Source organism: Bacillus sp. AMCV2 (assembly GCF_056033925.1).
The window spans coordinates 312,857-336,371 of record NZ_JBVYIB010000002.1 but is presented as its reverse complement, the minus strand read 5'-3'; the positions used below and the strand labels follow the sequence as shown (position 1 = coordinate 336,371).

Here is a 23,515-nt window from a genome sequence, read left to right as displayed (position 1 = left end):
AATCAGATAGTTAGAAAGTCGGGGGGGATTTTGTCGAATAAAGGAGAAAAGGAAGCGACAAAAAACATCAGCTTCCTCCATCCTTCCACACTTCTTCAACCGTATTCAAAAGCAAACGGTTCAACTCAGGTGTCATATCTTTTTTCTCTGCCTTCAGTTCTTTTGCCGCTTCCATGATTCTTTCGATTTCCGTTTCAATGAATTGGTGAATAACATCGATTCTTGCTTCGAGGTCAAGCTCTTCTCCTCTTCTTTTCCGTTCAAGCAAAGTTTCCATTTCAGCCTTCAGCTCGGGTTCAGCAATAAGTTCATTCATCAAAACAGTAAAGTCCATTGGCGGAATGGTTCCGTGCTTTTCAATCCATTGGCAGGCCAAAATAGGCCGAAGAACGTAGAAGTACTTTTTAATTTTGACCTCTTGTCCTTGTAGATAATCCTTGACGTTCCTTCTCGCCATATTGATATAGTGATACACGCTTGCTTCAGGCTTAAATGCCTCCTTCCGCAGTTTTCTTAACTGCTCTGCGGTCGTAAATGCTTCGTAATACACAATGTCTGAGGACAGCCATTCAAGGAGCGGCGGGTTTGATTTTTTGAAGAGGCGCAGCGTCTTTCTCAGCTCCCAGCCGCTGATATCCAGTAAATCGTGAATCGGTTCCTCAATCACATCCCGCTCCTGCTCAATTGAAAAATACCACTCCTTTTTCGGCACATAAATAAAGCGGACGTCGTAATCACTATCCTGCGAGGGAAATCCCCATGCGCGGCTTCCTGACTCGACGGCATACACGATTTTGACTCCGTATGACTGCTCGATCCGTTTTAATTCATCAATGATTCTTTGTTTCATATCTATTCGTCTCCAGTCTGTTCTCATTCCGGCAGTTTGCAGAAAAAAACCGCCTGATGATATGCGGCGGCTTTTCACATTTATCAGCCTTTAAGATGCTGCTTAAAGAAAGCAAGTTTTTCCGTTTGAAAAGCAGGGATATACTCATGTCCGAAGTAGCGGTACACCTTCAGCTCTTTCTCTGTTTCCAAATGATTGTAGGCGGCAAACACGGTGGACGGTGGCGTGACCTTGTCAATCAGGCCGATTGACATCAGGACAGGCACCTTCACTCGGTCAGCGAGATTCATAATATCGAAATATGAAAGTGTCTTCATCGCCTGCACTTCTGTTTCCGGGCTGCCATTTCTTCTGAAGAAGGAATTGATTTCAAGGTACGGCTGTTCAAGCGCCACATCAATGGCCCGTTCAAAGTTGCTTAAATAAGGATAATCGGCAACCGCGGCTTTTGGAATGTCTGACAGCGCTGCTGCGGCAATGGTTAAACCTCCGCCTTGGCTTCCTCCTGTCACACCGATCCTTGTTTCGTCAACCTCGTCGAAGCTGCTGATGACCTCAAGCGCGCGGACGGCGTCCAAATAAACACCGCGGTAATAGTATGTATCTTTATCAAGAATTCCTTTCGTCATCCAGCCCAAAGCGTGACCGTGCGGTGAAATACTCGTATCCTCGCTGCTCTGCTGGCCGCGGACAAGCATGCCGAATGCGGCGTAGCCATGGAGTGCCCAGTTTACCATTTCATGAATCTCACCATCATAGCTTGCATTGTAGCCATGATATTTCACGATCGCCGGATGCGGGCCTTCCTTGTCAGGCACCGCGTACCATCCGGTAATGCGGGCGTTTTCGAAGCTTTTATATGTGAGACGGTACACTTTTACTCCGTCAGCAGGATAGTCAACCGGCTGTAAATCAGGTTCTGCTTGGACTTTTGCAAGTTCCTCCAAAGACAATTTCCAAAACTCAGAAAAATCTTTCGGTGCTGTTTTTTCAGGCTTATATGTTTGCAATTGGTCGAGCGGCAGATCGAATAGTTGCATTTCCGATTATTCCCCTTTGTTTTATAAGATTTAGTTTGTATTCCTATACTACCACGTTTCGGCTTTGTTTTCTAAATATTTTCAGCTTTGTTTCCCAGACAGCCTTCATCAAACGTTTGTTTAAGACTTTCCCGGCTTAGTTCCATAAAGGCCTGGGCGGTCAGACTGACATAGCGGTTCTTTAAAAAGACAAAGACGAGGGTTCGTGATGGCGCGGATTGAATCGATAAATAGATTACACCCGGATCTTTATCCCTTTTGACCATATTCGGTGCCATTGTCACACCTAATCCGTTAGCCACAAGAGATTGGGCGGTTTCAATATGGCTCGTCTTAAAGGCAGCATTCGGCTTAAAGCCGCTTTCTGCACAGAGATCGAGAACTGTCCTGCGAAAGCCGAAGCCTTCTTTTAACAGAATAAAGGGCACGTTCCTTACCATGGCAAGCGGCACACACGGATGGCGGCCCTCATCTTCTTCCAGCGCTTTCTCAATCAGCGCGACCATTTCCGGCGGCATCCACCTTTGTTTTTCCTTCGGCACCGCGAGAACAACCGGTTCCGTGAGCAAGGGTGTAATGGAGAGCCGTTCATCCTCGATCGGCAAGGATAAAACAGAAAGGTCAACTTCTCCCTTTGCCGTCATCTCCTCTAATGAAACCGGATCTTTTTCAACAAGCTGAACCTCCACATGAGGATAGCGCGCCAAAAACTGCTTCAGCAGCGGAGGAAAGAGATATCTCCCTGTTACAGCAGGAATTCCGATGGATAATTTATGACCGATTCCCTGTGATCGCTCCTGCATTTCCCGAAGCAAATCATCTCTGGAACGAATGATGTCCTCGGCTTTTTCAATGAAACGCCTGCCGTGAGGTGTCAGTGTAACAGAGCCATGAGATCTGTGAAAAAGGGTAAGCCCCAGCTCAGCCTCAAGCTTTTTGATTTGCTGGCTGAGAGACGGCTGTGCGATATGAAGATGTTCCGCCGCCTTTGTAAAGCTTTGGCGCCGGGCAATTTCCGCTGCATATTCCATCACTTTAATATCCATTTCAGCCTCCATAGGTTGAACCTATCGTTTTCATCATTTTTATATCTTGGACGAATCATAACAGAAATTGCTAACATAATCCATATCATCATTTACAAAAGAAGGAGCTGGTTCAAATGACAAATGAAACACCGTTTTCTAAAAACGCCGAGATGTATCGGGATGAAAAGGTATTTGCCGAGGGGGAAGATTTGGGGTTGATGATCAAAACAGCGGAATGCCGGGCAGAGCATCGGGTGCTGGATATCGGAGCGGGCGCCGGCCATACGGCCCTGGCATTTTCTCCTTATGTACAGGAGTGCATCGGTGTTGATGCAACGAAAGAGATGGTAGAGGTTGCGTCCTCCTTCGCGCAAGAAAAAGGAGCTGAAAACGTACGCTTTCAGCAAGGAACGGCAGAGTCACTCCCCTTCCCCGACGATTCATTTGATATCATCACCTGCCGATACGCAGCCCACCATTTTTCAGATGTCCGCAAAGCTGTCAGCGAGGTTGCACGCGTACTGAAACAGGACGGACGTTTTCTCTTAGTTGATCATTACGCGCCTGAAGATCCCATTCTTGATGAGTTTGTCAATCAGTTGAACCGGCTTCGAGACCCTTCCCATGTTCGAGAAAGCTCATTATCAGAATGGCAGGCGATGTTCAGCGCCAATCAACTGGCTTATCAAGACATCCAAAAGTGGAACTTGCCGATTCAATACGATAGCTGGATCAAACGAGGCGGAACCCCCGCTGACCGGGAAAAACAAATCATTGCCCACTTGAACCACACATCAGACGAAGCACGCGACACGTTCTGTATTACATTAAACCGAAACGGACAGCCCGTCTCCTTTTGTTTAAAAGCGATTTTGATACAAGGGATAAAACGATAAAAAAAGCCGTGCGCTGCGCACGGCTTTTTACATCGGCTGATAAAGATCCCAGCCAATTTTTAATGTCTCAACAATGTAATCGGCAACCTCTTCCGGGGAAAGGTTGTCTGTTGCCACTTTTGAATTGTGCTTGTCATAAATGACTTTTCTTTCGTTAAACAGCTGTTCCATTTCATCCATTGAACGGTTATGCAGTACAGGGCGGCTTTCGATCAATAAATCCGCGCGCTGCTTCCAATTCTCCCATGACAGGTCAAGATGAAGCACGAGACAGTTTTCCAGACAGCAATTTCTGATTTCTTCTTGTTTAAAAGATCCCCCGCCCAGAGATACGATTTTGAATCGTTTATGATGGCAGATGTCTAAAATATATTCCTTCTCCGTTTTCCGGAAAAAGTCTTCTCCCTTTTTCTCAAATATCTCAGGAATTGACATATTGAAATCCTTTTCGATCTCTTGGTCAATATCAATAAAATCTCTATATAATTTTTTAGCGACCAATTGGCCGATTGTCGTTTTTCCTACACCCATGAATCCAATCAGGACGATATTTCTTTCTCTTACTGGGATGGCTCGTTTAGCGTTCATCTTCGGCGAAATCCTCCTAAGGAATGAAAGTTTATCTTCATTATATGCTTAATTAGCGAATATTTATATAGATACCGGCTTTACTGGTCAAGCTTATAGTGCGCTTTGTTGTTTAGCCATTTTTGCCTGAATGACATTCATTGTACAACATTTCTGCAGGTATTTTAATACTTCGACGCAAAAAAGCATTAAAACCTTCCGCCTTTATTGTTTTTCCAGCTGACTCTTCGATGGAAGGGTCTTTTTCTGTATGATAAATAGGAAGGGAGAAATGGCGATGATCATTTGGATAAACGGGGCATTCGGTTCCGGAAAAACACAAACAGCCTTCGAACTGCACAGAAGGCTGAACCCATCTTACGTGTATGATCCCGAGAAAATGGGTTTTGCGCTGCGCTCCATGGTGCCGCAGGAGATCGCAAAGGACGATTTTCAAAGCTATCCCTTATGGCGGGCGTTCAATTACAGTTTGCTAGCTTCTCTGACAGATACATACCGCGGCATCATTATTGTGCCTATGACGATTGTACATCCTGAATACTTCAATGAGATCATCGGCAGGCTCAGACATGAAGGCAGGATCGTTCACCACTTTACACTAATGGCTTCAAAGGAAACCTTGTTAAAAAGGCTGCAAACCAGAGCAGAAGGAAAAAACTCATGGGCCGCCAAACAAATTGACCGCTGCGTTGAAGGTTTATCATCACCCATTTTTGAGGACCACATTCAAACAGACCACCTGTCGATTCAGGATGTGGCAGAGAACATTGCCGCGAGAGCCGAACTCCCATTAGATCCTGATACGAGAGGCAGCCTCCGAAGGTTCACCGACAGATTAATGGTAAAGCTGAATCATATCCGCATCAAATAAAGCTTCTGTACACGACAAAAGCCCGCTCCGAGAGCGGGCTTTCTTCAACTTATTTCCACCAGTCATCAAACATAGACGCCGGAACCTGGCGTTTATGTTCAGTCATGCTGTAGCGTTTTTCCAGCGCTTCTGATACTTTCGCTGATACTTCTTTTCCTTCGAGATAATCGTCAATCTCGTCGTAGGAAATGCCAAGCTCTGTTTCATCCGACTGCTGCGGTTTTTCGTCGAGCAGATCGGCAGTCGGTTCTTTTAAGTATAAGCGTTCCGGTGCACCCAGCTCTTTCAGCAGTGTTCTTCCCTGGCGCTTCGTCAAGCCTGTCAGCGGCAGGAGGTCTGCTCCGCCGTCACCGTACTTCGTAAAGAAACCAGTCACTGCTTCAGCAGCATGGTCTGTTCCTAACACAAGAAGGCCTTCCTGGCCGCCGATCGCGTATTGCGCGATCATTCTTGTTCTTGCTTTTACGTTTCCTTTATTAAAGTCAGTCAGCTGATCGCCTGTTTCCTGCTGATACTGATCAGAAAAAGCGCTGACTGTCGATTTAATATCAAACTTCCATGATTTATCCGGCTTAATAAACTTTAAAGCAAGCTGGGCATCGTCTTCATCCTGCTGTGTGCCATGCGGAAGACGGACCGCGATAAATTGAGCGTCTCCGCCCTCCTCGCGAATGCTCTCCACCGCAAGCTGAGCGAGTCTTCCCGCAAGTGTTGAATCCTGGCCTCCGCTGATTCCCAATACAAAGCCTTTAGCACCGGTTTTCTTTACATATTGTTTTAAAAAATTGACTCGGTCCTCAATTTCTTGCTTTGGATCAATTGAGGGCTTCACATGTAACTCACGCATAATCTTTTCCTGCATGCTCATCCCAATCATTCCTCCTGTACATTTTCCCTTGTTACTGATCATTTCCCCAAATCAATGAAAATGAATCATGACTGTTATGTATCCCTATTAAATATAGCACAGGTCTTCATTCACAGTGAACAAGAGAGATCAGCTGACTTCAACCCGTATGGATGTCACACTGTCGCCATTGCATTTCCCTTTTTCAATCGGGCAGGAAGAAAACGCGACAATTAAATCCATCTCCGCCCTGAGCCTTACATAATCTCCGGCATTCGAAAGCGGCGTTTCCACAGACAGATTCCCTTTCTCATCAAGGACAGTATTCATAAAAATCGCAAATGGGTAATGCATGTGAGGCTTCGGTACGCCAAACTGCTCAAGCGCACGGTTCATATTGTCATAGCACGTATCCTGAAACTCATCCTTTTGCTTCCCATATAAGAGCCTGTTCATATCAGGACGGCAGGCGGGCAGCAGCAGATCATGCTTGCCGACCGTATCTTCAATCAGGGTTAACATCGGCTTATACAGGTTGGAGTAGAGATGGTCGTTGACCTTCACATGAATGGAGTGATTGGCATCTATCGTCGCTCCCTGATCAAGATGTTCATAAAAATCCTTGGCATGGTATGCGACAAAATCAGCCACCTGCTGCCCTTCTACATCAACCACCTTTAAAATCTGCCCCTTTTTCAGCTTCAGTCCAAGCCCTTTTTTCGGCTCCACAATATATTGCTGTGTCATTGGTTTGCTCCTTTTTTCATTAGTATGAGCGTCCGCTTCCTTCTCCATGTAAAAAGAGGCAAAAATCCGATGTATATAAGCTTCGGACAGATCACAATCTAACCTTAGATAAAAGGGGTTGAATAAATAATGAGCCAAACAAAAAAAGACCAGCCAAAAGGGAATCTGGCTTGGTGGCAGCTGTCACTGATCGGAGTCGGCTGCACGATTGGAACAGGCTTCTTTCTCGGTTCCAGCATCGCTATTGTAAAAAGCGGTTTTTCCGTTCTCCTTTCATTTCTGATCGCAGGGATCGGTACGTATTTTGTCTTTGAACAGCTCGCCAAGCTGTCGGCGAAGCAGCCGGAGAAAGGTTCGTTTTGTGCGTATGCCCGAAAAGCATTCGGCAAATGGGCAGGCTTCAGCAACGGCTGGGTGTACTGGTCATCAGAAATGCTGATTACCGGAAGCCAGCTGACAGCCATTTCGCTATTTACGAAGCATTGGTTTCCTCAAGTGCCGCTATGGGTGTTTGCCTCAATCTACGCGGTACTGGGGCTCCTTATTATTTTCACCGGCCTGTCCGTCTTTGAAAAAACAGAAAACGTGCTGGCAGTCATTAAAACAGCTGCTATTTTTATGTTTATTGTCATTGCCATCCTGGCATTATGCGGTATCCTGTCCGGCGGGAATCATGGCATACATGTTCCAAATAAGACGAGAGAGCTTTTCCCATACGGCGCCATGGGGCTGTGGACAGGTTTAATCTATGCGTTTTACGCTTTTGGCGGAATTGAGGTCATGGGGTTGATGGCGGTTCACTTAAAAAAACCTGAGGAAGCGTCTAAATCAGGGAAACTGATGCTGGCGACGCTGGCGATTATTTATATCATTTCAATCGGGCTTGCTCTGCTTTTGGTTCCGTTACACGCGTTTACTGAACAGGACAGTCCGTTCATTACGTCATTAAAAGGATATAACCTTGAGATCATCCTTGATATATTTAACGGGATTTTCATCATCGCCGGGTTCTCGACCCTTGTCGCTTCGCTTTTTGCCGTTACGACATTGCTTTGTACAATGGCTGATGACGGCGACGCGCCGAAATGCTTTACTCTAAAGGAAGGCAAAAAAATATGCTGGCCGGCACTTGGGCTGACGTTTGCGGGGCTTGTTCTCTCCATTATTCTGTCGTTAGTGCTGCCTAAAAACATTTATGAGCATATGACAACAGCTGCGGGGCTTATGCTTTTATACACTTGGCTGTTTATCCTGTTCTCCAGCAAAAAGCTGACTGATCCCGAGGGCATGGGAAAAACGCAAATTTATTTAGCGATGGTTCTGATTGCTGCAGCTGTGTCCGGTACATTGTTTGAAAAATCAAGCCGGCCCGGTTTTTTCGTCAGCATAGGTTTTCTCGTGATCATCGCCATTGTAACCATGATCTATCAAAAAAAGCAGGGTCATAAAGATCGCCCTGCCAGTCCTTGATTATTTATTTCATTTTGTTGAACATGTTCTTTAAATAAGAAAACGGGCACTTCGATACCTGTTTTTCGTCATCACGGAGGAAATACTGCTTCCATTCACGATTATCCTTTCCTCCGTACCAGCCTAATTGCGGGTGAATCGGAGCCTGATCATAGGCCTCTAAACGAGATCGGATCAGCCTGCTCATGTTACGGCCAAATGCAGTTGATCCATTTAGGTCCTCAAACACCCACCTTGGCTGAAACGTGACCATAAAAAAAGGAAAGCTCCGGCTTCTTCTTGCCTCGTGCCCCGGTGTAGCGCACAGAATGAAATACGGCTCGCCGTCAAAACAAAACTCCCATTTATAATGCTCGGGATCGGCCGGAATGTCTTCCGGCCATTCTTTTTCGTCTTGATGACTCAGTCTATTTAAAAAGCGCCAAAACAGCTCTTCATACGCTTCAATCGAATAATGCTCCGCCAAATCTTCCGGTGTATCAAACAACACAACGAGGGATGCGTATTTTCCCGTGTCCCGCGATATCTTGCCGTACTCCGCAAGCAACGGAGCCAGGTCCTCCGCTGTACGGTTTTCCCGCGGATCTCCGGCAAAAGCAATCCGAAGCTGATCAGTCAGAAACGCCTGGCGTCCGGGAATGCACGGAAACGTATCCGCGTCGTCCGCCAGCGTTTCTGCCAGCAGCTCAAAAGCGATTCTTTGCCATTCAGGAAGCTCTTCCTGAATACGTTCCAGAAAACTTTTGGTGTAAATCCCATTCACCATTGATCCACCTCCAGTATCATCTGAATACTATATTAAAACTGGAAGCGGCAGGTGACTGTCCTTCATGAATCAGCCCAATAACTGTTTGATGCCCTGATAACCAAAGTAAAAGCCAAACACGAGGAGGGATACACCGGCGATTCCGGTCAATCCTCTCAATAGCTTTTCATGAAGCAGGTTTCTGAACGTACTGGCTGTGATAGCCATGCAGAAATCCCAGATTAAAATGCCGATCATGATGCCGGAGCTATAGATTAGAAGCTGATTCATATTGTAGGCCTCTGCTGTTTTCGCAAGAATGCTTCCGTAAATTCCAAGCCAAAAAAGGATGCTCAATGGGTTTGACAATGAAATGAGAAAACCCGATGCGAATGTTTTCCTGTATGACGGTTTCCCCCGCGAGCTTCGCACATCCATCGGTTCTCTGACGTTTTTCAGCGTTTCAATTCCGGTATAGGTCAGGACAAAAAAGCCGAACAGCCACAAAAACGTTTTCACAAATGGAGCAGTCAAGAACTGTGACAGCCCGAAATAGATAAAAAGCATGTACAGCCCATCCGCTGTCATGGCGCCTAAACCGAAAATCCATGCATGCCAAAAACCGTTTTTAATTCCTTTGTCTATTTGCGCCGCATTCACTGGCCCCACAGGCGCAGACAAGGACAGTCCTAGCACAATATAGCTCAAAAAAATGTTCACCGGCCCGTACTCCCTTCTCTTATGTAACTTGTACAATTTATTCGGGAACGGGCCAAGCTATGCACAAATTCACTTACTGTTTCAGACGTTCAAGCTCTTCCTCCATAATATCGGCGGCTTTGCCGACAAAACTGAAAATGAGTTCCAGCTCCTCCTCCGTATATTCGCGGCACAAATCCATCGTCGACTCAGACAGAGGACGGAACAAATCCTTTATATGTTTTTTCGAAGCAGTCAAAGGGACGATTACGACTCTCCTGCGATCGTTCGGGTCCTTTTCACGAGCCACATACCCCGCTTTTTCCAGCCGGTCAACAAGCGCCGTGACGGAACCCGTGCTGAGGCCGGTTTTTTTTCCCAGCTCTCCGGCCGTCATCGGCCCTGCTTCATTTAAAATGTCAGCTGATTTCAAATCGGTGGGAAACAGACCGAGAGCTTGAGCGGCTGCCTGATGAAACAGAACCGTTCTTGTGCCCAGTTTTCGAAAAAGCTGAACAGCAGTCTTTTCCAACTCACTTCTGGAATTTCTTGTTGACAACTGACAGTCCTCCCTATAAAATCGAGTTTATCTTGATAATCGAGATATTCAACAATCAAACTATTATCATGATATCAGAACTTACATAGAAAAGTAAGAGGAGGTAGAACAAATGGACACAACAACAGCAAAACAGGCTTCCACCAAATTTGTGGTCCTCGGTCTCCTGCTGGGCATCTTGATGTCTGCAATGGACAATACGATTGTTGCCACCGCGATGGGCAATATCGTAGCCGATCTTGGAAGCTTCGATAAATTTGCCTGGGTGACGGCATCCTATATGGTGGCGGTTATGGCTGGCATGCCGATTTACGGCAAGCTTTCCGATATGTACGGCCGAAAACGGTTTTTCCTGTTTGGACTTATTTTTTTCTTAATCGGCTCGGCTTTATGCGGGATTGCCCAGACGATGAATCAGCTGATCATCTTCCGGGCCATTCAAGGGATAGGAGGCGGCGCGCTCCTGCCGATTGCCTTTACCATTATCTTTGATTTGTTTCCGCCGGAAAAACGCGGAAAAATGTCCGGCATGTTCGGTGCTGTATTTGGATTATCCAGTGTTCTTGGTCCGCTCTTAGGCGCGATCATAACAGATTCGATCAGCTGGCACTGGGTGTTTTACATCAATGTACCGATCGGCGCATTGTCATTGTTTTTCATTATTCGCTACTACAAAGAATCTCTGGAGCACAGAAAGCAGAAAATAGACTGGGGCGGCGCAATTACCTTAGTCGTATCCATTGTATGCCTGATGTTCGCCCTTGAGCTTGGCGGCAAAACATTCGATTGGAACTCCATTCAGATCATTGGGCTGTTTATTGTATTCGCCGTTTTCTTCATTGCCTTTTTTATTGTGGAGAGAAAAGCAGAAGAGCCGATTATTTCTTTCTGGATGTTTAAGAACCGCTTGTTTGCCACAGCGCAGATTCTCGCTTTTCTGTATGGCGGAACATTTATTATTTTAGCGGTATTTATTCCGATTTTCGTTCAGGCGGTCTACGGCAGCTCGGCGACAAGCGCGGGCTTCATTCTGACGCCGATGATGATTGGATCAGTCATCGGAAGCATGATCGGCGGAATCTTCCAAACGAAGGCAAGCTTCCGCAATTTGATGCTGATATCTGTTATAGCTTTCTTTATCGGCATGCTGCTTCTTTCCAATATGACGCCTGACACAGCACGGGTATGGCTGACAGTCTTTATGATGATTTCAGGCTTTGGTGTAGGCTTTAACTTCTCCCTGCTGCCGGCGGCATCGATGAATGATCTTGAACCTCGCTTTCGGGGAACAGCAAACTCTACAAATTCATTTTTGCGATCATTTGGCATGACCTTAGGCGTCACCATTTTCGGAACGGTGCAAACAAACGTATTCACGAACAAGCTGACCGACTCCTTCAGCGGTATGAAAGGCTCAGCGGGATCAGGCGCTGCGCAAAATATTGGCGACCCGCAGGAGATATTCCAAGCGGGAACACGTTCCCAGATTCCTGATGCGATCCTGAATCGCATTATTGACGCGATGTCATCAAGTATTACGTATGTCTTTTTGCTCGCTTTGATTCCAATTGTCCTCGCGGCGGTTACCATTTTGTTTATGGGAAAAGCCAGAGTGAAAACAACAGCCGAAATGACAAAGAAAGCAAATTAACATAAAAAAAGCAGTACATGCTGAGCATGTACTGCTTTTTTCTATTACACTCCTAATCTTGCAAGAATAAACGTCCATATACAAATGATCAATAACAGAATCAGGCTATACGCCACTGTCCTTTTAAACAGTTTAGATTCCTTGCCTGTTTGGCCGACCGCTGCGGCAGCGATGGCGATAGATTGAGGAGAAACAAGTTTCGCCATGACACCGCCCGCCGTATTTGCGGCTAACAGCAAGTCTGAACCCGCACCGATCTGCGCTCCGGTGACAACCTGCAAATGGCCAAACAAAGCGTTATTGCTGACAACAGAACCTGTGATAAACACGCCAATCCAGCCGAGAACAGGACTGACAAACGGGAACAGGTCTCCTGTTTTCGCCAATGCTAACCCAATTGAAGAGCTGAGCCCTGCGAAGTTGGCCAGATTGGCAAAACCCATCACGAAGCAGATCGTCATAATCGGCACCCACAGCTCTTTTCCTGTCTCCTTCAGGGAAGCAAAGGCATCCCGGGAGGAGAACTTTTTGCTGAACAGCCCTGTCACGATGACCGCCGCTAAAATCGCTGTACCAGTCGCTGACAGCAGATCAACTTTAAAGACTGCATCTAACGGCATGGCAGATGGCGCGATCGGCGGCATTTTCATAATTTGCTGATGCAGAAAAGGCATTTTGAACAGGAGCGTTGATTGATATAACAGTCCGCCTTCTTGGAAAAGCGCTTTGAAGGCAGGAAGGCTCCAGATGGTGATCGCCGCAGTTAAAATGTAGAAAGGAGACCACGCTTTCGCAATATCAGCGGCACGGTATGCCTTTTTCTCACCAGCATCGCCGGCCCCTTCCTCGCGGTAAATCTCTTTCGGCTGCCATTTGCGGAGGAAGAGGGCAAGCCCGCCCATGCTGAATAGGGCCGCCAAAATGTTTGCTAATTCCGGCCCGAGCACCGCCATTGTCAGTGTCTGAACCGCTGTATACCCACCGCTCACAACCAGAAGAGCGGGCCATGTCTGTTTGATTCCTTTCATTCGGTCTAATAAGAATACAAGCAGGAATGGTATTAAAAATGAGATCATCGGCAGTGTCCACATTAATGTCCGTGACAGCTCAAGAGCAGACAAATCACCAATCTGCGCCCCTGTGATGACAGGAATCCCGATCGCCCCAAAGGCTCCGGAGGCGGCGTTTGCAATCAAGCAGAGCGCCGCCGCTTTTAACGGTTTAAAACCAAGTTCGACGAGCAGCGCCGCACTAATCGCAATCGGAACACCAAAACCGGCCGCGCCTTCTAAAAACGCGTTAAAACAAAAACCAATTAATAATAGCTGTAATCGTGAATCAGGCGAAATGCCGGCAATGCTGGACCGAATAATGGTAAATTTCCCGGTTTTCACTGCGATTTTATAAAGCCACACCGCCATCAGGACGATGTAGCCAATGGGCCACAGCCCGCTCCCGATTCCTAACAAAACAGAAGAAATCGCTTTTTCAACCGGCATATGAAATGCCAAAACGGAGACGAAGAAACTGACGGCTAGGGTAAGAAATGCCGCAAGAATGCCTTTCATTTTCAAAACAGTTAAAGCCAAAAGAAAAAAGAGAATCGGAGTGAGCGCCACAAGTGCGCTCACATACTCGTTTCCAAACGGATCATACAACTGCTCCCACATTGACAATCAGCCCTTTACTCTAAAGTTGCGGTTAGTTGACTTTTTGTTCTGCAAAATGAGGTTTTAAAATGTTTTTAAGGACACCGGCGCTGTGAAGAAACTGTTCTTTTTCTTTCTCATTTAAGTTCAGCTCAGTGATACCTGCGATCCCTCCGCGGTTCACGACAGCCGGCACACCGATGTACACGTCATCTGCACCGTATTGCCCGTCCACATATGTGCTGACAGTTAATATGCTGTTTTCATTATGAAGAATGGCTTTTGTAATGCGAGCAAGACTCATCGCAACTCCATAATAAGTCGCGCCTTTTTTCTCAATGATATGGTAAGCTGCGTTTTTCACATCATCTACAATTTGGTCCAGCTCCTCTTGTTTGTACGCATCGTTTTTCTCAACGAGTTCACTGACCGGCACACCGCCGACATTCGCGCGGCTCCAAACAGGAAGCTCTGTGTCGCCGTGCTCTCCGATAATATGCGCGTGCACGTTTTGAGGCGCTGCGCCAAAGTATTCGCTCAGCATGAAACGGAATCTCGCAGAATCAAGTGTTGTGCCACTTCCGATCACCCGCTCTTTTGGCAGGCCGCTGAATTTCCATGTAGCGTAAGTCAGGATATCAACCGGATTTGTCGCGATTAAGAAAATGCCGTCAAATCCGCTCGCCATGACTTCACTGACGATGCCTTTGAAAATCTTCAAGTTCTTTTCTACTAATTCAAGGCGTGTCTCACCAGGTTTTTGGTTTGCTCCGGCGCAAATGCAGACAATATCAGCATCCTTGCAGTCTTCATATGTTCCGTAAGATGTTTTGACCGGTTGTGGCGCAAACGCCTTTCCGTGGTTTAAATCCATCACATCGCCCATTGCTTTTTCTTTATTTACATCAATGACCACAAGCTCATCTGTGATCCCTTGGTTAATTAACGCAAATGCATAACTGCTTCCAACAAAACCCGCTCCGATTAAAGCTACTTTATTTACTTGTTTGTTCATCATTAATCATCCTTCCAGGGTATGTTTCTCTTTGATGTCTTTTGTTTGTGAAGTATTTCACATTTATATTGTGCAACATTTCACAAACTTTTGCAAGAGAAAAGTTTTGTCTGATTTATGAACAAAAAAGAAACCATCATTGATGGTTTCTTTCGGTAAGTCCCGTCTAGCATTGCCCTCAATGAGGAAGAGAACCGCTTAAGCCCGAGTCATTATATAAACCATTTTGCACATAATCAAAGCCAGGCTGATTCTGACCGGGCACTTGGGCGCTGCCATTATTAAAAATCACTTTGGCGTTGGTTGTATCCGTGTCCGCGGGCAGCGTCAGCGTGTAAATTCCATCTGCATTTTTAGTCATTGGTTTTCCAGGCCAAGATCCGGTCAATTCAATTGCCCGGCCCCCATCATGTTTATAGATATAAGCATTTACTTGGCTCCAATGATTCGGATTTTGATAGCCGATGGTTTTGGCCGAAGCTGGATCTCTTTTAACAAAGCTGTATTCCTCGGTCTTCGTTACCCCATCACTGTTCGTTCCTTTTAATATGATGGTGTATGTTTTGCCAAATGGATCTCCTTTTCCGATTGTGAATTGATCTCCATCCTTAAACGCTGTCTCTGGTCCATTATTGATTTGATAAACGGCTTTTGTTGTATTCGCATCTGCACGCAAGGTAATCGTCAGTTGATCATTGAAAGAATGTGTTACACCTGTTTTGTAATTCTCAAGGAAAACATGAGGCGCTTTTGCAATATCATCAGGATAAAGCACAGCCACAGATCTGGCATTGATCGTGCCTGTCAGTTTACCATCGTTCACTTGAAATGAACCCGCCCCAGCTTTATTATCATACCTGCCATTAGGCAATTTTGTTGGCGTATTGATAGAAACAGAGGAAGAACCTGTATTTGCCAGCACAACGCCATGTGAGCCGCGCTGATTCATAAATATCTGGTTGTTTCCATTCGGGTTCGAGAGTTCCTCAGGCTGTCCAGCCATCACATTGTGAAATCTATTGACCGCAGTGATAGCCTGATCTTCAAATAAAGCACTCCCGCGATCGCCTATTTGGCTTTTCCCCGGGAATCTCACACCATTTCCGCCTCCCTCAGGTCTAGAAAAGAAAAGAGGCGTACTGCCTGAACGAGAAGCTATCACCGCCCAGCCTAAACGGATATCATCATCGCTCATCCATGTCGACTCTTCATCATCATTGGCATACGTATCATGCGACTCTACCCATGTCACTAGCTTGTCCGCAGACACATCTGATGCATAGTGGGAGATATTCGACACGCCCAGATTACGATTCTTTAAAGCGGACCTTATGGAATGCCCATAGTTAGACGCTGTCACATTCATATAATTCGCATAGGCAGCATCTCTTGAGGCACTATCCTGCAGGATTTCTCCGTATTGGAACTCTGCAGATGTATTTGTGATATTCGGCCAAAATTGACTGCCGTAACTCCCATCATCCGGAAGCTCTATATGTTTGGCGGCATCAAATCGAAAACCGTCTGCCCCGTCATTCAATGCTCTTTCTAAGAAACGTTTCAAATAGGACTGTACTTGTGTATTTTGTGTATTCCAGTCATACAGCCCGAGCAATGAATTCTGCGTGACATCCCATCGATCAGACCAGTTTTTAATTTGTGTGTTTCCATGTGTCCAGTTTGGAATACTCTTAATCTCATTGGAAATCGCGGCATAGTCACTGGTGGTATGATTGATGACCGCGTCAACAATGACCTTTATGCCATATTCTTCAGCGGCTGCACACATTTCTTTAAATTCTTGTTCAGTTCCTAAGTAACGGTTGCCAATTTGGTACGATGTCGGCTGATAGAGCCAGTACCAGTTCGACATGCTTTTATTTCCTTGGTTCCCTTCCTTTACTTGGTTAATCGGAGACGTCTGAATGGCTGTATATCCTGCATCATGAATATCCTTCATATTGTGTTTTAACGTATTAAACGACCAATTCCAAGCATGAAGAATGGTTCCGCTTTTGATCGATGGCGCTGTAAGCTCATTTGATTTGTTAGCCGTTTCAGCATTCGCAGCCGTTGGTCCTGCCAGAACCAAATGAAACAGCAATAAAAATCCAGCGAATAACGGCAGTAAAGAGGTTTTGAATCGTTTTGCAAACATTCTTGACACTCCTTATTTGATTTTTGAAGACTTACTTCGGAGTCAAAAATCCCTCTTACTTCATTCTTCCGCTTCCTCCTTTCAAACTGATGTGAAGACTGGAGAATTTTGTTAACGCTTACATTTTAAATTATCACAATCACTCTATCAAAACAACTTGGCAGAGTGAATACAAATCAATGTTCCTATAAAAAAAGCTGCCCGAAACTGTGAACGCTTCCCTCGCTTTCCAAACAAAAAAAGAAACCATCTATTTTTCAAGATGATTTCTTTTTTATTTCTTCTTTTACCGCTCTTCTGTAAGCCAGCTTCACAATCACATACCGAAGCAGAAACAGAACGCCGCCGCAGACGATAAAAAGAAGAATCATTTTCAGCCAAGCGAAGAATGTATGGGGAATCCCCCTGTCGTACATCGTAAGCACCACTACCGCAAAGGCGACCGCAATTGATTCTATTCGCTGCTGCTTCACCCGTTTTTGCAGTTCTTCTTTGGTGTCTATTCTCGGCATGAGCATTCCGGATGCCGCAGCCCTGATGCAGTAATATAAGATAATGATGAACAAAAACACAAGGCTTGCAGCCCATTCTTTAAACGGAAATTCAAACATAATGCCGCGGATGATCACATCAAGCAGCGCAAATGCTCCCGCTATCATCCCAATCTCCGACCAGATTTTTTGTTCTTTTTCTTTTACTCTCTTATTTTTCCCATTCACGCCTGAAAGTCTATTACGCAGATTATTCATGACCTTCCTCCCGCACTTTTACGAATGGCTTATGGCTTACATGTTACAATAACAGCCTGCGCTTCTGCAATGAATAACTCAAAAGCCCGCCGTACAAGCCGGCGGGCAGTAATCGTTAAAACGGCCCCCAATTGATCATGACGCCGATCACGATAAAGACAAGCCCGATCAAGAACCAAATCAGAGCAAGCGGCACCATAAACCGCAGCCACTTGACATACGGAATACCGCTGGCGGCAAGCACTGCCATGAGAACGCCGGATGTCGGGTTCACACAGTTGACGACCCCTTCTCCAAGCATAACTGCCTCCACTGCAACCTGTCTCGTGATTCCCATCAAATCAGCGAGCGGCGCCAGGATTGGAATAAATACAACGGCTTCGCCAGACCCTGAAGAGATGAGAAAATGAAGCAGCGCACTGGCGATATACATGCCGATTGCCCCGGCAATCGGGCTGAATCCGTCCAAAAGTGAAGCCAAAGCATTGACGACAGTATCGAGGAGCTTTCCATTTTCAAGGATAACGGAAATGCTTCGTGCCATCCCGACAATCAGCGCCCCGTATACAAGGCTTTGGCAGCCCGTAATGAAGGTTTTGGCAATATCGTTCGCCGCAAGCCCGCCTATTAAACCGGCAAGGACAGAAATAAAAATAAATGTCGCAGCCATTTGGGAATCTGACCAGCCAAGCTTCAAAGCGCCGTATAAAAATCCGACAAGTGAGAGTCCCGCCACAGCTAAAATCAGCTTATGGCGAACGGTAAACGGCACTGACTGATCTTCTTCTTTACCGGCTTCGCCCATTCCTGCCGCAGGGAACCAATCTGTTCCTAACACGCTGGCATCTTTTGATTTTTTTAATTTTCTCGTATACAAATAGATATAAATAATAGAAGACAGCAAAAAGCATATGTATATCACAACTCGCAGGCCGATTCCAGAAAAAAGAGGGAGCTCCGCGATTGATTGTGATAAACCGAGCGGTGACGGTGACAATATGGTGGAGTTAAATCCAGCGTAGCAGCCGATGTAAATAACAGCGGCTCCCGCGACTGCGTCCCATTTTAAGGATCGTGCCACAATGAGGCCGATGGGGATAAAACCGATAACTGAATTCACGACAATCCCGGTGGTTCCGAGAATGGAGAACAACGCGCCGACAATACAAATAAATAATAATTGCTTTGTGCGGAATTTGCTGATGACATTGTAAATCAGGCCATTGATGGCACCCGTTTTTTCTAGAATAGCAATGGTGCCGCCTGTGAATAAGATCAGAAAGATGATGGGTGCTGATCCAACCATTCCATCCTGTAGAGAAGTAAAAAAGCTGATCAAGCTGACCGGAGACTGTTCAATTGAATGATAGCTTCCTGGAACAGCGGTCGTGACATCCCCCTTTGTCACGCGGTCAAATTCACCTGCCGGCACAATATATGAAGCGATTGCGCAAATGAAAGCAATCATAAATAAGAGGACATAGGCGTCAGGCATTTTAAATGTCATACGTTTTTTCTTAGGCTGTGTTTCGGCTGCTGGCATACTCATATTTCGATCCATCCCCTCTGTTTGAAAATATTAATTATTCTGAAAAGTAGCAATATGTGCTATATTATATACAGCCTATCTTCCTGTTTCAATATAAATAAAGTAAAGAAGGTAAAAATTCATTCTGATAGAAGGAGGTATTTCTTACCATGCAAAAGCTTTCAGAAGACATGAAACAAACCCTTATGGATATCTTCGAGCATCTGCACGCGAACCCTGAAGTCAGCTGGAAGGAATATGAAACAACTTCATTTTTGAAACAAAAGCTTGAGGATTTAGGGTGCCGGACGCGCACGTTTTCAGACTGCACCGGGGTTGTCGGCGAAATCGGCTCAGGCTCACCTGTTGTAGCGGTACGCGCTGATATTGACGCGCTGTGGCAGGAGGTTAACGGCACATTTCGCGCCAACCATTCCTGCGGACACGATTCACATATGACAATGGCATTGGGCACGTTAATGCTGCTCAAAAAACAACCTGAGCTTTCGAAGGGCACAATCCGTTTTATCTTTCAGCCGGCAGAAGAAAAAGGCGGCGGCGCCTTGAAAATGATAGAAGAAGGCGTGCTTGATGATGTCGACTATTTGTACGGCGTTCACGTCCGTCCGATTCAGGAAACACAGAACGGCCGCTGCGCTCCGTCTATTCTGCACGGATCAAGCCAGCACATTGAGGGAACGATCATCGGGGAAGAGGCTCATGGCGCCCGTCCGCACCTCGGGAAAAACAGCATTGAAATTGCGGCATTTCTTGTACATAAGCTCGGACTCATTCATATTGACCCGCAAATCCCGCATACCGTCAAAATGACAAAACTTCAAGCCGGCGGTGAAAGCTCTAACATCATTCCAGGAAAAGCATCGTTCAGCCTTGATTTGCGCGCACAGACCAATGAAGCCATGGAGGCGTTAATCGCCGAAACAGAAAGAGCCTGTGAAGCGGCCGCCGCTGCATTCGGCGCAAAAATCGAGCTGCAAAAAGAACACAGCCTTCCTGCAGCAACACAAAACAAAGAAGCTGAAGCGATCATGGCAGAAGCCATTACAGATATCATCGGGGCTGAGGGGCTTGATGACCCGCTTGTCACCACCGGCGGCGAGGATTTTCATTTTTACGCCGTGAAGGTGCCGAATCTGAAAACAACGATGCTCGGACTAGGCTGCGGGCTCCAGCCGGGGCTCCATCATCCGCACATGACCTTTGACAGAAATGCGATGTTCAACGGCATTCACATTTTAGCGAATGCCGTATTAAAAACTTTTCAAAAGGCTGATTCACCCGCTGCCGCTTACGTAAAATAACGCAAAAAAAGCAGCCTGACACAGGCTGCTTTTTTGATTACTTCTTCAAATCTTCAATTGAGTTGACATTTTTCATATATTGAGGAACAACAAGCCCCATCTTCACACCAGTCATACTGGTGCCAATATCATCATATTTGCCTTTATATTTAGCGGCGTATGCTTTATGGGTATTCGGCAGCCATGCGGAAAGGGATGCATCCGCACTTCCCGTCGCAATTGCAGTCCACATCGGCCCAGCCTCTACCTGAGTAAGTGTTACCTCATAGCCCAAGTCTTCTAAGACTTTGCCTATGACGTTTGTACTTGCAATCTCACTGTCCCACGCAACATAGGCAAGGTTGATTTTGTCTCCCTTCACCTTTTGAACGCCTTTTGTCCATTCGGCAATCTGATCCTTGTGTTTATTGACGTACTCAGCAGCAACTTTGGAAGGTTTCTCGCCTTCTTCCACCTTGATCATGATTTCGCCCATTTCGTCTTGCGTCCATTTAAACTGGCTCAGAAGCTTTGCGGCATTCGGCTGTTCTTTGCTGAAGCCTTTGCGTGTGATCGTATGGATTTCCTCTGCGCTGCCATAAGATTGTTTCGGATCATCGAGATATTTCAGCTTATATCTGGAGAACATCCAGTGCGGTGTCCATCCTGTAATGATAATCGGTTTCTTACGGTCGTATGACTTTTTAAGTGTAGCGGTCATCGCAGCACTTGACGCTGAAATCAATGTCCAGTCATTCAGGTCATAATCCTTCATCGCTTTGTCAGTCAGGGACATAATCCCTGAACCGGGGTCAATCCCGATGATGGTCTTATTCACCTGTTCTGCTGCGGATGCATTTTCATCGTTTTCTGAACCGCAGGCCGCAAGTGAGAGCGCCAGCATGGCGGAAACGCCGATGCCGATGATTTTTTTAAGCATCAGGCATTCCCCCTGCTTTTCTTCTTCACTTTAATATTTTGAGTAATACGGTCCAGGGTAATGGCAACGATAACGATGGCGATACCGGCCTCTACTCCGACCCCGGTTTTCAGCTGTGTAACGGCACTGTATACTTCAGAACCAAGTCCCGGTGCACCGACCATTGCGGCGATAACAACCATTGATAACGCAAGCATGATGCTTTGGTTAATTCCGGCCAAAATGGTTTTTGTCGCAAGCGGCAGCTGAACTTTAAACAAACGCTGAGCTGTTGTAGAACCGAATGCCTCAGTCGCTTCAATCAGATCCGCCGGCACTTGTTTAATACCGAGAACAGTCATGCGGATTGTCGGCGGCATCGCGAAGATAACAGATGCAACAACACCCGGCACAACACCGATGTTAAAGAAGAAAATCGCCGGCAATAGATATACGAAAGCAGGCATTGTCTGCATTAAATCAAGAATTGGCGTTACAATACGGCGAACCGTTTCTTTCTGGGACGCCCAAATTCCGATCGGAACTCCGACCACAATCGAAATAATCACAGATGTCAAAACAAGCGCCAATGTTTGCAGCATTGGGTCCCAATATCCTAAATAATCGATCAGGAGGAATCCAATCAATGTAAATAACGCAATTCCCCTTGTACTGATCCACCACGCAAGTGCGGCGAAAATAATCGTTAACAAAATAGATGGAATAAATCCAAGACCAGTGACAATTCCATTTACAAAAGCGGCCAATCCGTTTGCAATTCCGTCGAAGAATCCGCCAAACGTCATCGTAATCCAGTCAACAAAACGGTCAATGATATCTGCTAAAGGTATTCTAGGCAGTCTATCCATCTTACTTCACCTCCTGTGCAGAAGGATCTTGAGTTTGTCCGTCAGTGCCTTCAGCATTGATATACTCGTTATTGCCGGCAAGTGCGCCAATCAGCGCGCCTCTTACGACAATCCCTTTCATTCTTTGCTTCTCATCTACAACCGCAATTGGAATATTCGCGTCAGACACAACGTCAAAAATCTCTGTCAGATACGTATTCTCTGGTACAGTCGTAAATTCTGTATTCAAGATGTCTTGAAGTGACAAATCAGACTCAGCCGCTTTTTTCGCATCAGACGCATAGATAACACCTAACAATTTCTTTTGTTTATCCACTGCGTAAATCGAAGAAATTCCAAGGTTTTTCATCAGCGTCAATGCTACGCGAGGCCCTTTATCAATCCGCACTGTTTCAGCGCGTTTCATAATGTGGCCTGCTGTGAGGACTTTAGACAAATCAACATCCTCGACGAATTTTGCAACATATTCGTTAGATGGATTCATCAAGATTTCTTCAGGCGTGCCAATCTGAACGATGTTACCGTCCTTCATTAGGACAATTCTGTCGCCGATCCGCAACGCTTCATCCAAGTCGTGCGTAATAAAGATAATTGTTTTTCCAACATTATCGTGAAGATCAAGGAGCTCATCCTGCATATCTTTACGAATCAATGGATCAAGCGCACTGAACGCTTCGTCCATCAGAAGGATGTCAGGATCATTCGTCAACGCGCGGGCAAGGCCGACACGCTGCTGCATCCCGCCGGAGAGCTGGTCAGGATATTGATGTTCAAATCCTTCGAGCCCGACGAGCTTAAGAGACTCAAGCGCTTTTTGCTCCCGCTCTTGTTTGTCTACGCCTTGAAGCTCCAGTCCGTATTCTGTGTTTTCAAGTATCGTTCTGTGCGGGAACAGAGCGAACTTTTGGAAGACCATGCTGATTTTTTTCCGGCGGACTTCCCGGAGCTGGTCTTTTGACATATTTGTTATCATGTCACCATCAATGTAAATACTTCCGGCAGTCGGTTCAATAAGCCGGTTTAACATCCGTACTAAAGTTGATTTACCGCTCCCTGATAGACCCATGATGACAAATATCTCACCATCATATACTTCAAAATCTGCCTGATTAACCCCAACGGTTGATCCGGTTGCTTTCAGGATCTCTTTTTTTGTCTTTCCGTTGGCAAGCATTTGAACTGCCTTCTTTGTTTGTTTTCCAAAAATCTTAGAGACTTTCTCGACTTTTATCTTAATTGGTTTCTCATCTACACTCATATTTTCCCTCCATATTAAGCAATCTTTATTACCGTAACATTTATGTAACTCCCCGCACAAACAGCATATTCTCTTTTA

Annotated in this window: 21 protein-coding genes and 1 pseudogene; 5 read left to right on the top strand and 17 right to left on the bottom strand. The window is 45.9% G+C overall.

Translation table 11 applies throughout. The features are described from left to right. Window positions 1-67: 67 nt before the first annotated feature. The 3 genes from AC0OMA_RS01865 to AC0OMA_RS01855 form a co-directional block, all read right to left on the bottom strand. The gene (locus AC0OMA_RS01865) at window positions 68-850 is read right to left on the bottom strand and encodes a nucleotidyltransferase domain-containing protein (RefSeq protein ID WP_015482769.1); all 783 of its coding nucleotides are present in this window, start codon (window positions 848-850) and stop codon (window positions 68-70) included. Window positions 851-933: 83 nt separating this feature from the next. Next, complete coding sequence (cah, locus tag AC0OMA_RS01860; protein ID WP_015382711.1) at window positions 934-1,890, bottom strand: cephalosporin C deacetylase; 957 nt, start codon at window positions 1,888-1,890, stop codon at window positions 934-936. 71 nt (window positions 1,891-1,961) lie between these two features. Continuing rightward, complete coding sequence (locus AC0OMA_RS01855) at window positions 1,962-2,936, bottom strand: LysR family transcriptional regulator (protein WP_015482768.1); 975 nt, start codon at window positions 2,934-2,936, stop codon at window positions 1,962-1,964. 116 nt (window positions 2,937-3,052) lie between these two features. Between AC0OMA_RS01855 and AC0OMA_RS01850 the strand changes: the two genes are divergently transcribed. After that, window positions 3,053-3,814 carry a class I SAM-dependent methyltransferase gene (locus AC0OMA_RS01850; RefSeq protein ID WP_015382709.1) on the top strand — a complete coding sequence of 254 codons (762 nt, stop codon included), beginning with the start codon at window positions 3,053-3,055 and terminating at the stop codon, window positions 3,812-3,814. Between the two features lie 27 nt (window positions 3,815-3,841). On the opposite strand, the gene AC0OMA_RS01845 is transcribed toward AC0OMA_RS01850, so the two are convergent. Then, window positions 3,842-4,402, bottom strand: a complete 561-nt coding sequence (locus tag AC0OMA_RS01845) for a shikimate kinase (protein ID WP_014475740.1) — start codon at window positions 4,400-4,402, stop codon at window positions 3,842-3,844. A gap of 277 nt (window positions 4,403-4,679) precedes the next feature. On the opposite strand from AC0OMA_RS01845, the gene tmrB reads away from it, so the two are divergent. After that, window positions 4,680-5,273, top strand: a complete 594-nt coding sequence (tmrB, locus tag AC0OMA_RS01840) for a tunicamycin resistance ATP-binding TmrB (protein WP_063336043.1) — start codon at window positions 4,680-4,682, stop codon at window positions 5,271-5,273. A gap of 49 nt (window positions 5,274-5,322) precedes the next feature. On the opposite strand, the gene nadE is transcribed toward tmrB, so the two are convergent. Both nadE and AC0OMA_RS01830 read right to left on the bottom strand, forming a co-directional pair. Continuing rightward, complete coding sequence (gene nadE, locus AC0OMA_RS01835; RefSeq protein ID WP_003246440.1) at window positions 5,323-6,141, bottom strand: ammonia-dependent NAD(+) synthetase; 819 nt, start codon at window positions 6,139-6,141, stop codon at window positions 5,323-5,325. A 129-nt stretch (window positions 6,142-6,270) separates the two neighbouring features. Further along, entirely contained in the window at window positions 6,271-6,867 is a 597-nt protein-coding gene (locus AC0OMA_RS01830) for a DUF1989 domain-containing protein (protein ID WP_003246345.1), read from the bottom strand. A gap of 129 nt (window positions 6,868-6,996) precedes the next feature. Between AC0OMA_RS01830 and AC0OMA_RS01825 the strand changes: the two genes are divergently transcribed. Next, complete coding sequence (locus tag AC0OMA_RS01825) at window positions 6,997-8,337, top strand: amino acid permease (protein ID WP_063336022.1); 1,341 nt, start codon at window positions 6,997-6,999, stop codon at window positions 8,335-8,337. Window positions 8,338-8,341: 4 nt separating this feature from the next. Here the strand turns inward: AC0OMA_RS01825 and AC0OMA_RS01820 are convergent, their stop codons facing one another. The 3 genes from AC0OMA_RS01820 to AC0OMA_RS01810 form a co-directional block, all read right to left on the bottom strand. After that, entirely contained in the window at window positions 8,342-9,103 is a 762-nt protein-coding gene (locus AC0OMA_RS01820; RefSeq protein ID WP_322840110.1) for a YqcI/YcgG family protein, read from the bottom strand. Window positions 9,104-9,172: 69 nt separating this feature from the next. Beyond that, window positions 9,173-9,802 carry a LysE family translocator gene (locus AC0OMA_RS01815; RefSeq protein ID WP_003246469.1) on the bottom strand — a complete coding sequence of 210 codons (630 nt, stop codon included), beginning with the start codon at window positions 9,800-9,802 and terminating at the stop codon, window positions 9,173-9,175. 73 nt (window positions 9,803-9,875) lie between these two features. Next, a complete protein-coding gene (locus AC0OMA_RS01810; protein ID WP_003246360.1) occupies window positions 9,876-10,340 on the bottom strand; it encodes a MarR family transcriptional regulator in 465 nt (154 codons plus the stop codon). A gap of 112 nt (window positions 10,341-10,452) precedes the next feature. Between AC0OMA_RS01810 and bmr3 the strand changes: the two genes are divergently transcribed. Further along, window positions 10,453-11,991, top strand: a complete 1,539-nt coding sequence (bmr3, locus tag AC0OMA_RS01805; protein WP_474221846.1) for a multidrug efflux MFS transporter Bmr3 — start codon at window positions 10,453-10,455, stop codon at window positions 11,989-11,991. 44 nt (window positions 11,992-12,035) lie between these two features. Here bmr3 and AC0OMA_RS01800 read toward each other — a convergent pair whose 3' ends face one another. The 5 genes and pseudogenes from AC0OMA_RS01800 to AC0OMA_RS01780 all read right to left on the bottom strand — a co-directional run bounded on the left by AC0OMA_RS01800 (window position 12,036) and on the right by AC0OMA_RS01780 (window position 19,111). Then, window positions 12,036-13,661, bottom strand: a complete 1,626-nt coding sequence (locus tag AC0OMA_RS01800; RefSeq protein WP_322840112.1) for an L-lactate permease — start codon at window positions 13,659-13,661, stop codon at window positions 12,036-12,038. A 31-nt stretch (window positions 13,662-13,692) separates the two neighbouring features. Then, window positions 13,693-14,658: an L-lactate dehydrogenase gene (locus AC0OMA_RS01795; RefSeq protein ID WP_015382701.1), complete on the bottom strand. Its 966-nt coding sequence runs from the start codon at window positions 14,656-14,658 to the stop codon at window positions 13,693-13,695. 175 nt (window positions 14,659-14,833) lie between these two features. Continuing rightward, entirely contained in the window at window positions 14,834-16,813 is a 1,980-nt protein-coding gene (gene amyE, locus AC0OMA_RS01790; RefSeq protein WP_015382700.1) for an alpha-amylase, read from the bottom strand. A 147-nt stretch (window positions 16,814-16,960) separates the two neighbouring features. Then, a pseudogene (locus AC0OMA_RS01785) lies at window positions 16,961-17,562 on the bottom strand (DUF6773 family protein). 115 nt (window positions 17,563-17,677) lie between these two features. Then, window positions 17,678-19,111, bottom strand: a complete 1,434-nt coding sequence (locus tag AC0OMA_RS01780) for a YfcC family protein (protein ID WP_003246402.1) — start codon at window positions 19,109-19,111, stop codon at window positions 17,678-17,680. A 149-nt stretch (window positions 19,112-19,260) separates the two neighbouring features. On the opposite strand from AC0OMA_RS01780, the gene AC0OMA_RS01775 reads away from it, so the two are divergent. Then, window positions 19,261-20,412 carry a M20 peptidase aminoacylase family protein gene (locus AC0OMA_RS01775; RefSeq protein ID WP_474221845.1) on the top strand — a complete coding sequence of 384 codons (1,152 nt, stop codon included), beginning with the start codon at window positions 19,261-19,263 and terminating at the stop codon, window positions 20,410-20,412. A 37-nt stretch (window positions 20,413-20,449) separates the two neighbouring features. On the opposite strand, the gene opuAC is transcribed toward AC0OMA_RS01775, so the two are convergent. The 3 genes from opuAC to opuAA are packed head-to-tail and all read right to left on the bottom strand — an operon-like array spanning window position 20,450 to window position 23,437. Continuing rightward, the gene (gene opuAC / locus AC0OMA_RS01770) at window positions 20,450-21,331 is read right to left on the bottom strand and encodes a glycine/proline betaine ABC transporter substrate-binding protein OpuAC (RefSeq protein WP_015382696.1); all 882 of its coding nucleotides are present in this window, start codon (window positions 21,329-21,331) and stop codon (window positions 20,450-20,452) included. Continuing rightward, window positions 21,331-22,179, bottom strand: a complete 849-nt coding sequence (gene opuAB, locus AC0OMA_RS01765; RefSeq protein WP_003234703.1) for a glycine/proline betaine ABC transporter permease subunit OpuAB — start codon at window positions 22,177-22,179, stop codon at window positions 21,331-21,333. Before opuAB ends, opuAC begins: the two co-directional genes overlap by 1 nt. 1 nt (window position 22,180) lies before the next feature. After that, a complete protein-coding gene (opuAA, locus tag AC0OMA_RS01760) occupies window positions 22,181-23,437 on the bottom strand; it encodes a glycine/proline betaine ABC transporter ATP-binding protein OpuAA (RefSeq protein ID WP_015382695.1) in 1,257 nt (418 codons plus the stop codon). Between the last annotated feature and the right edge of the window lie 78 nt (window positions 23,438-23,515).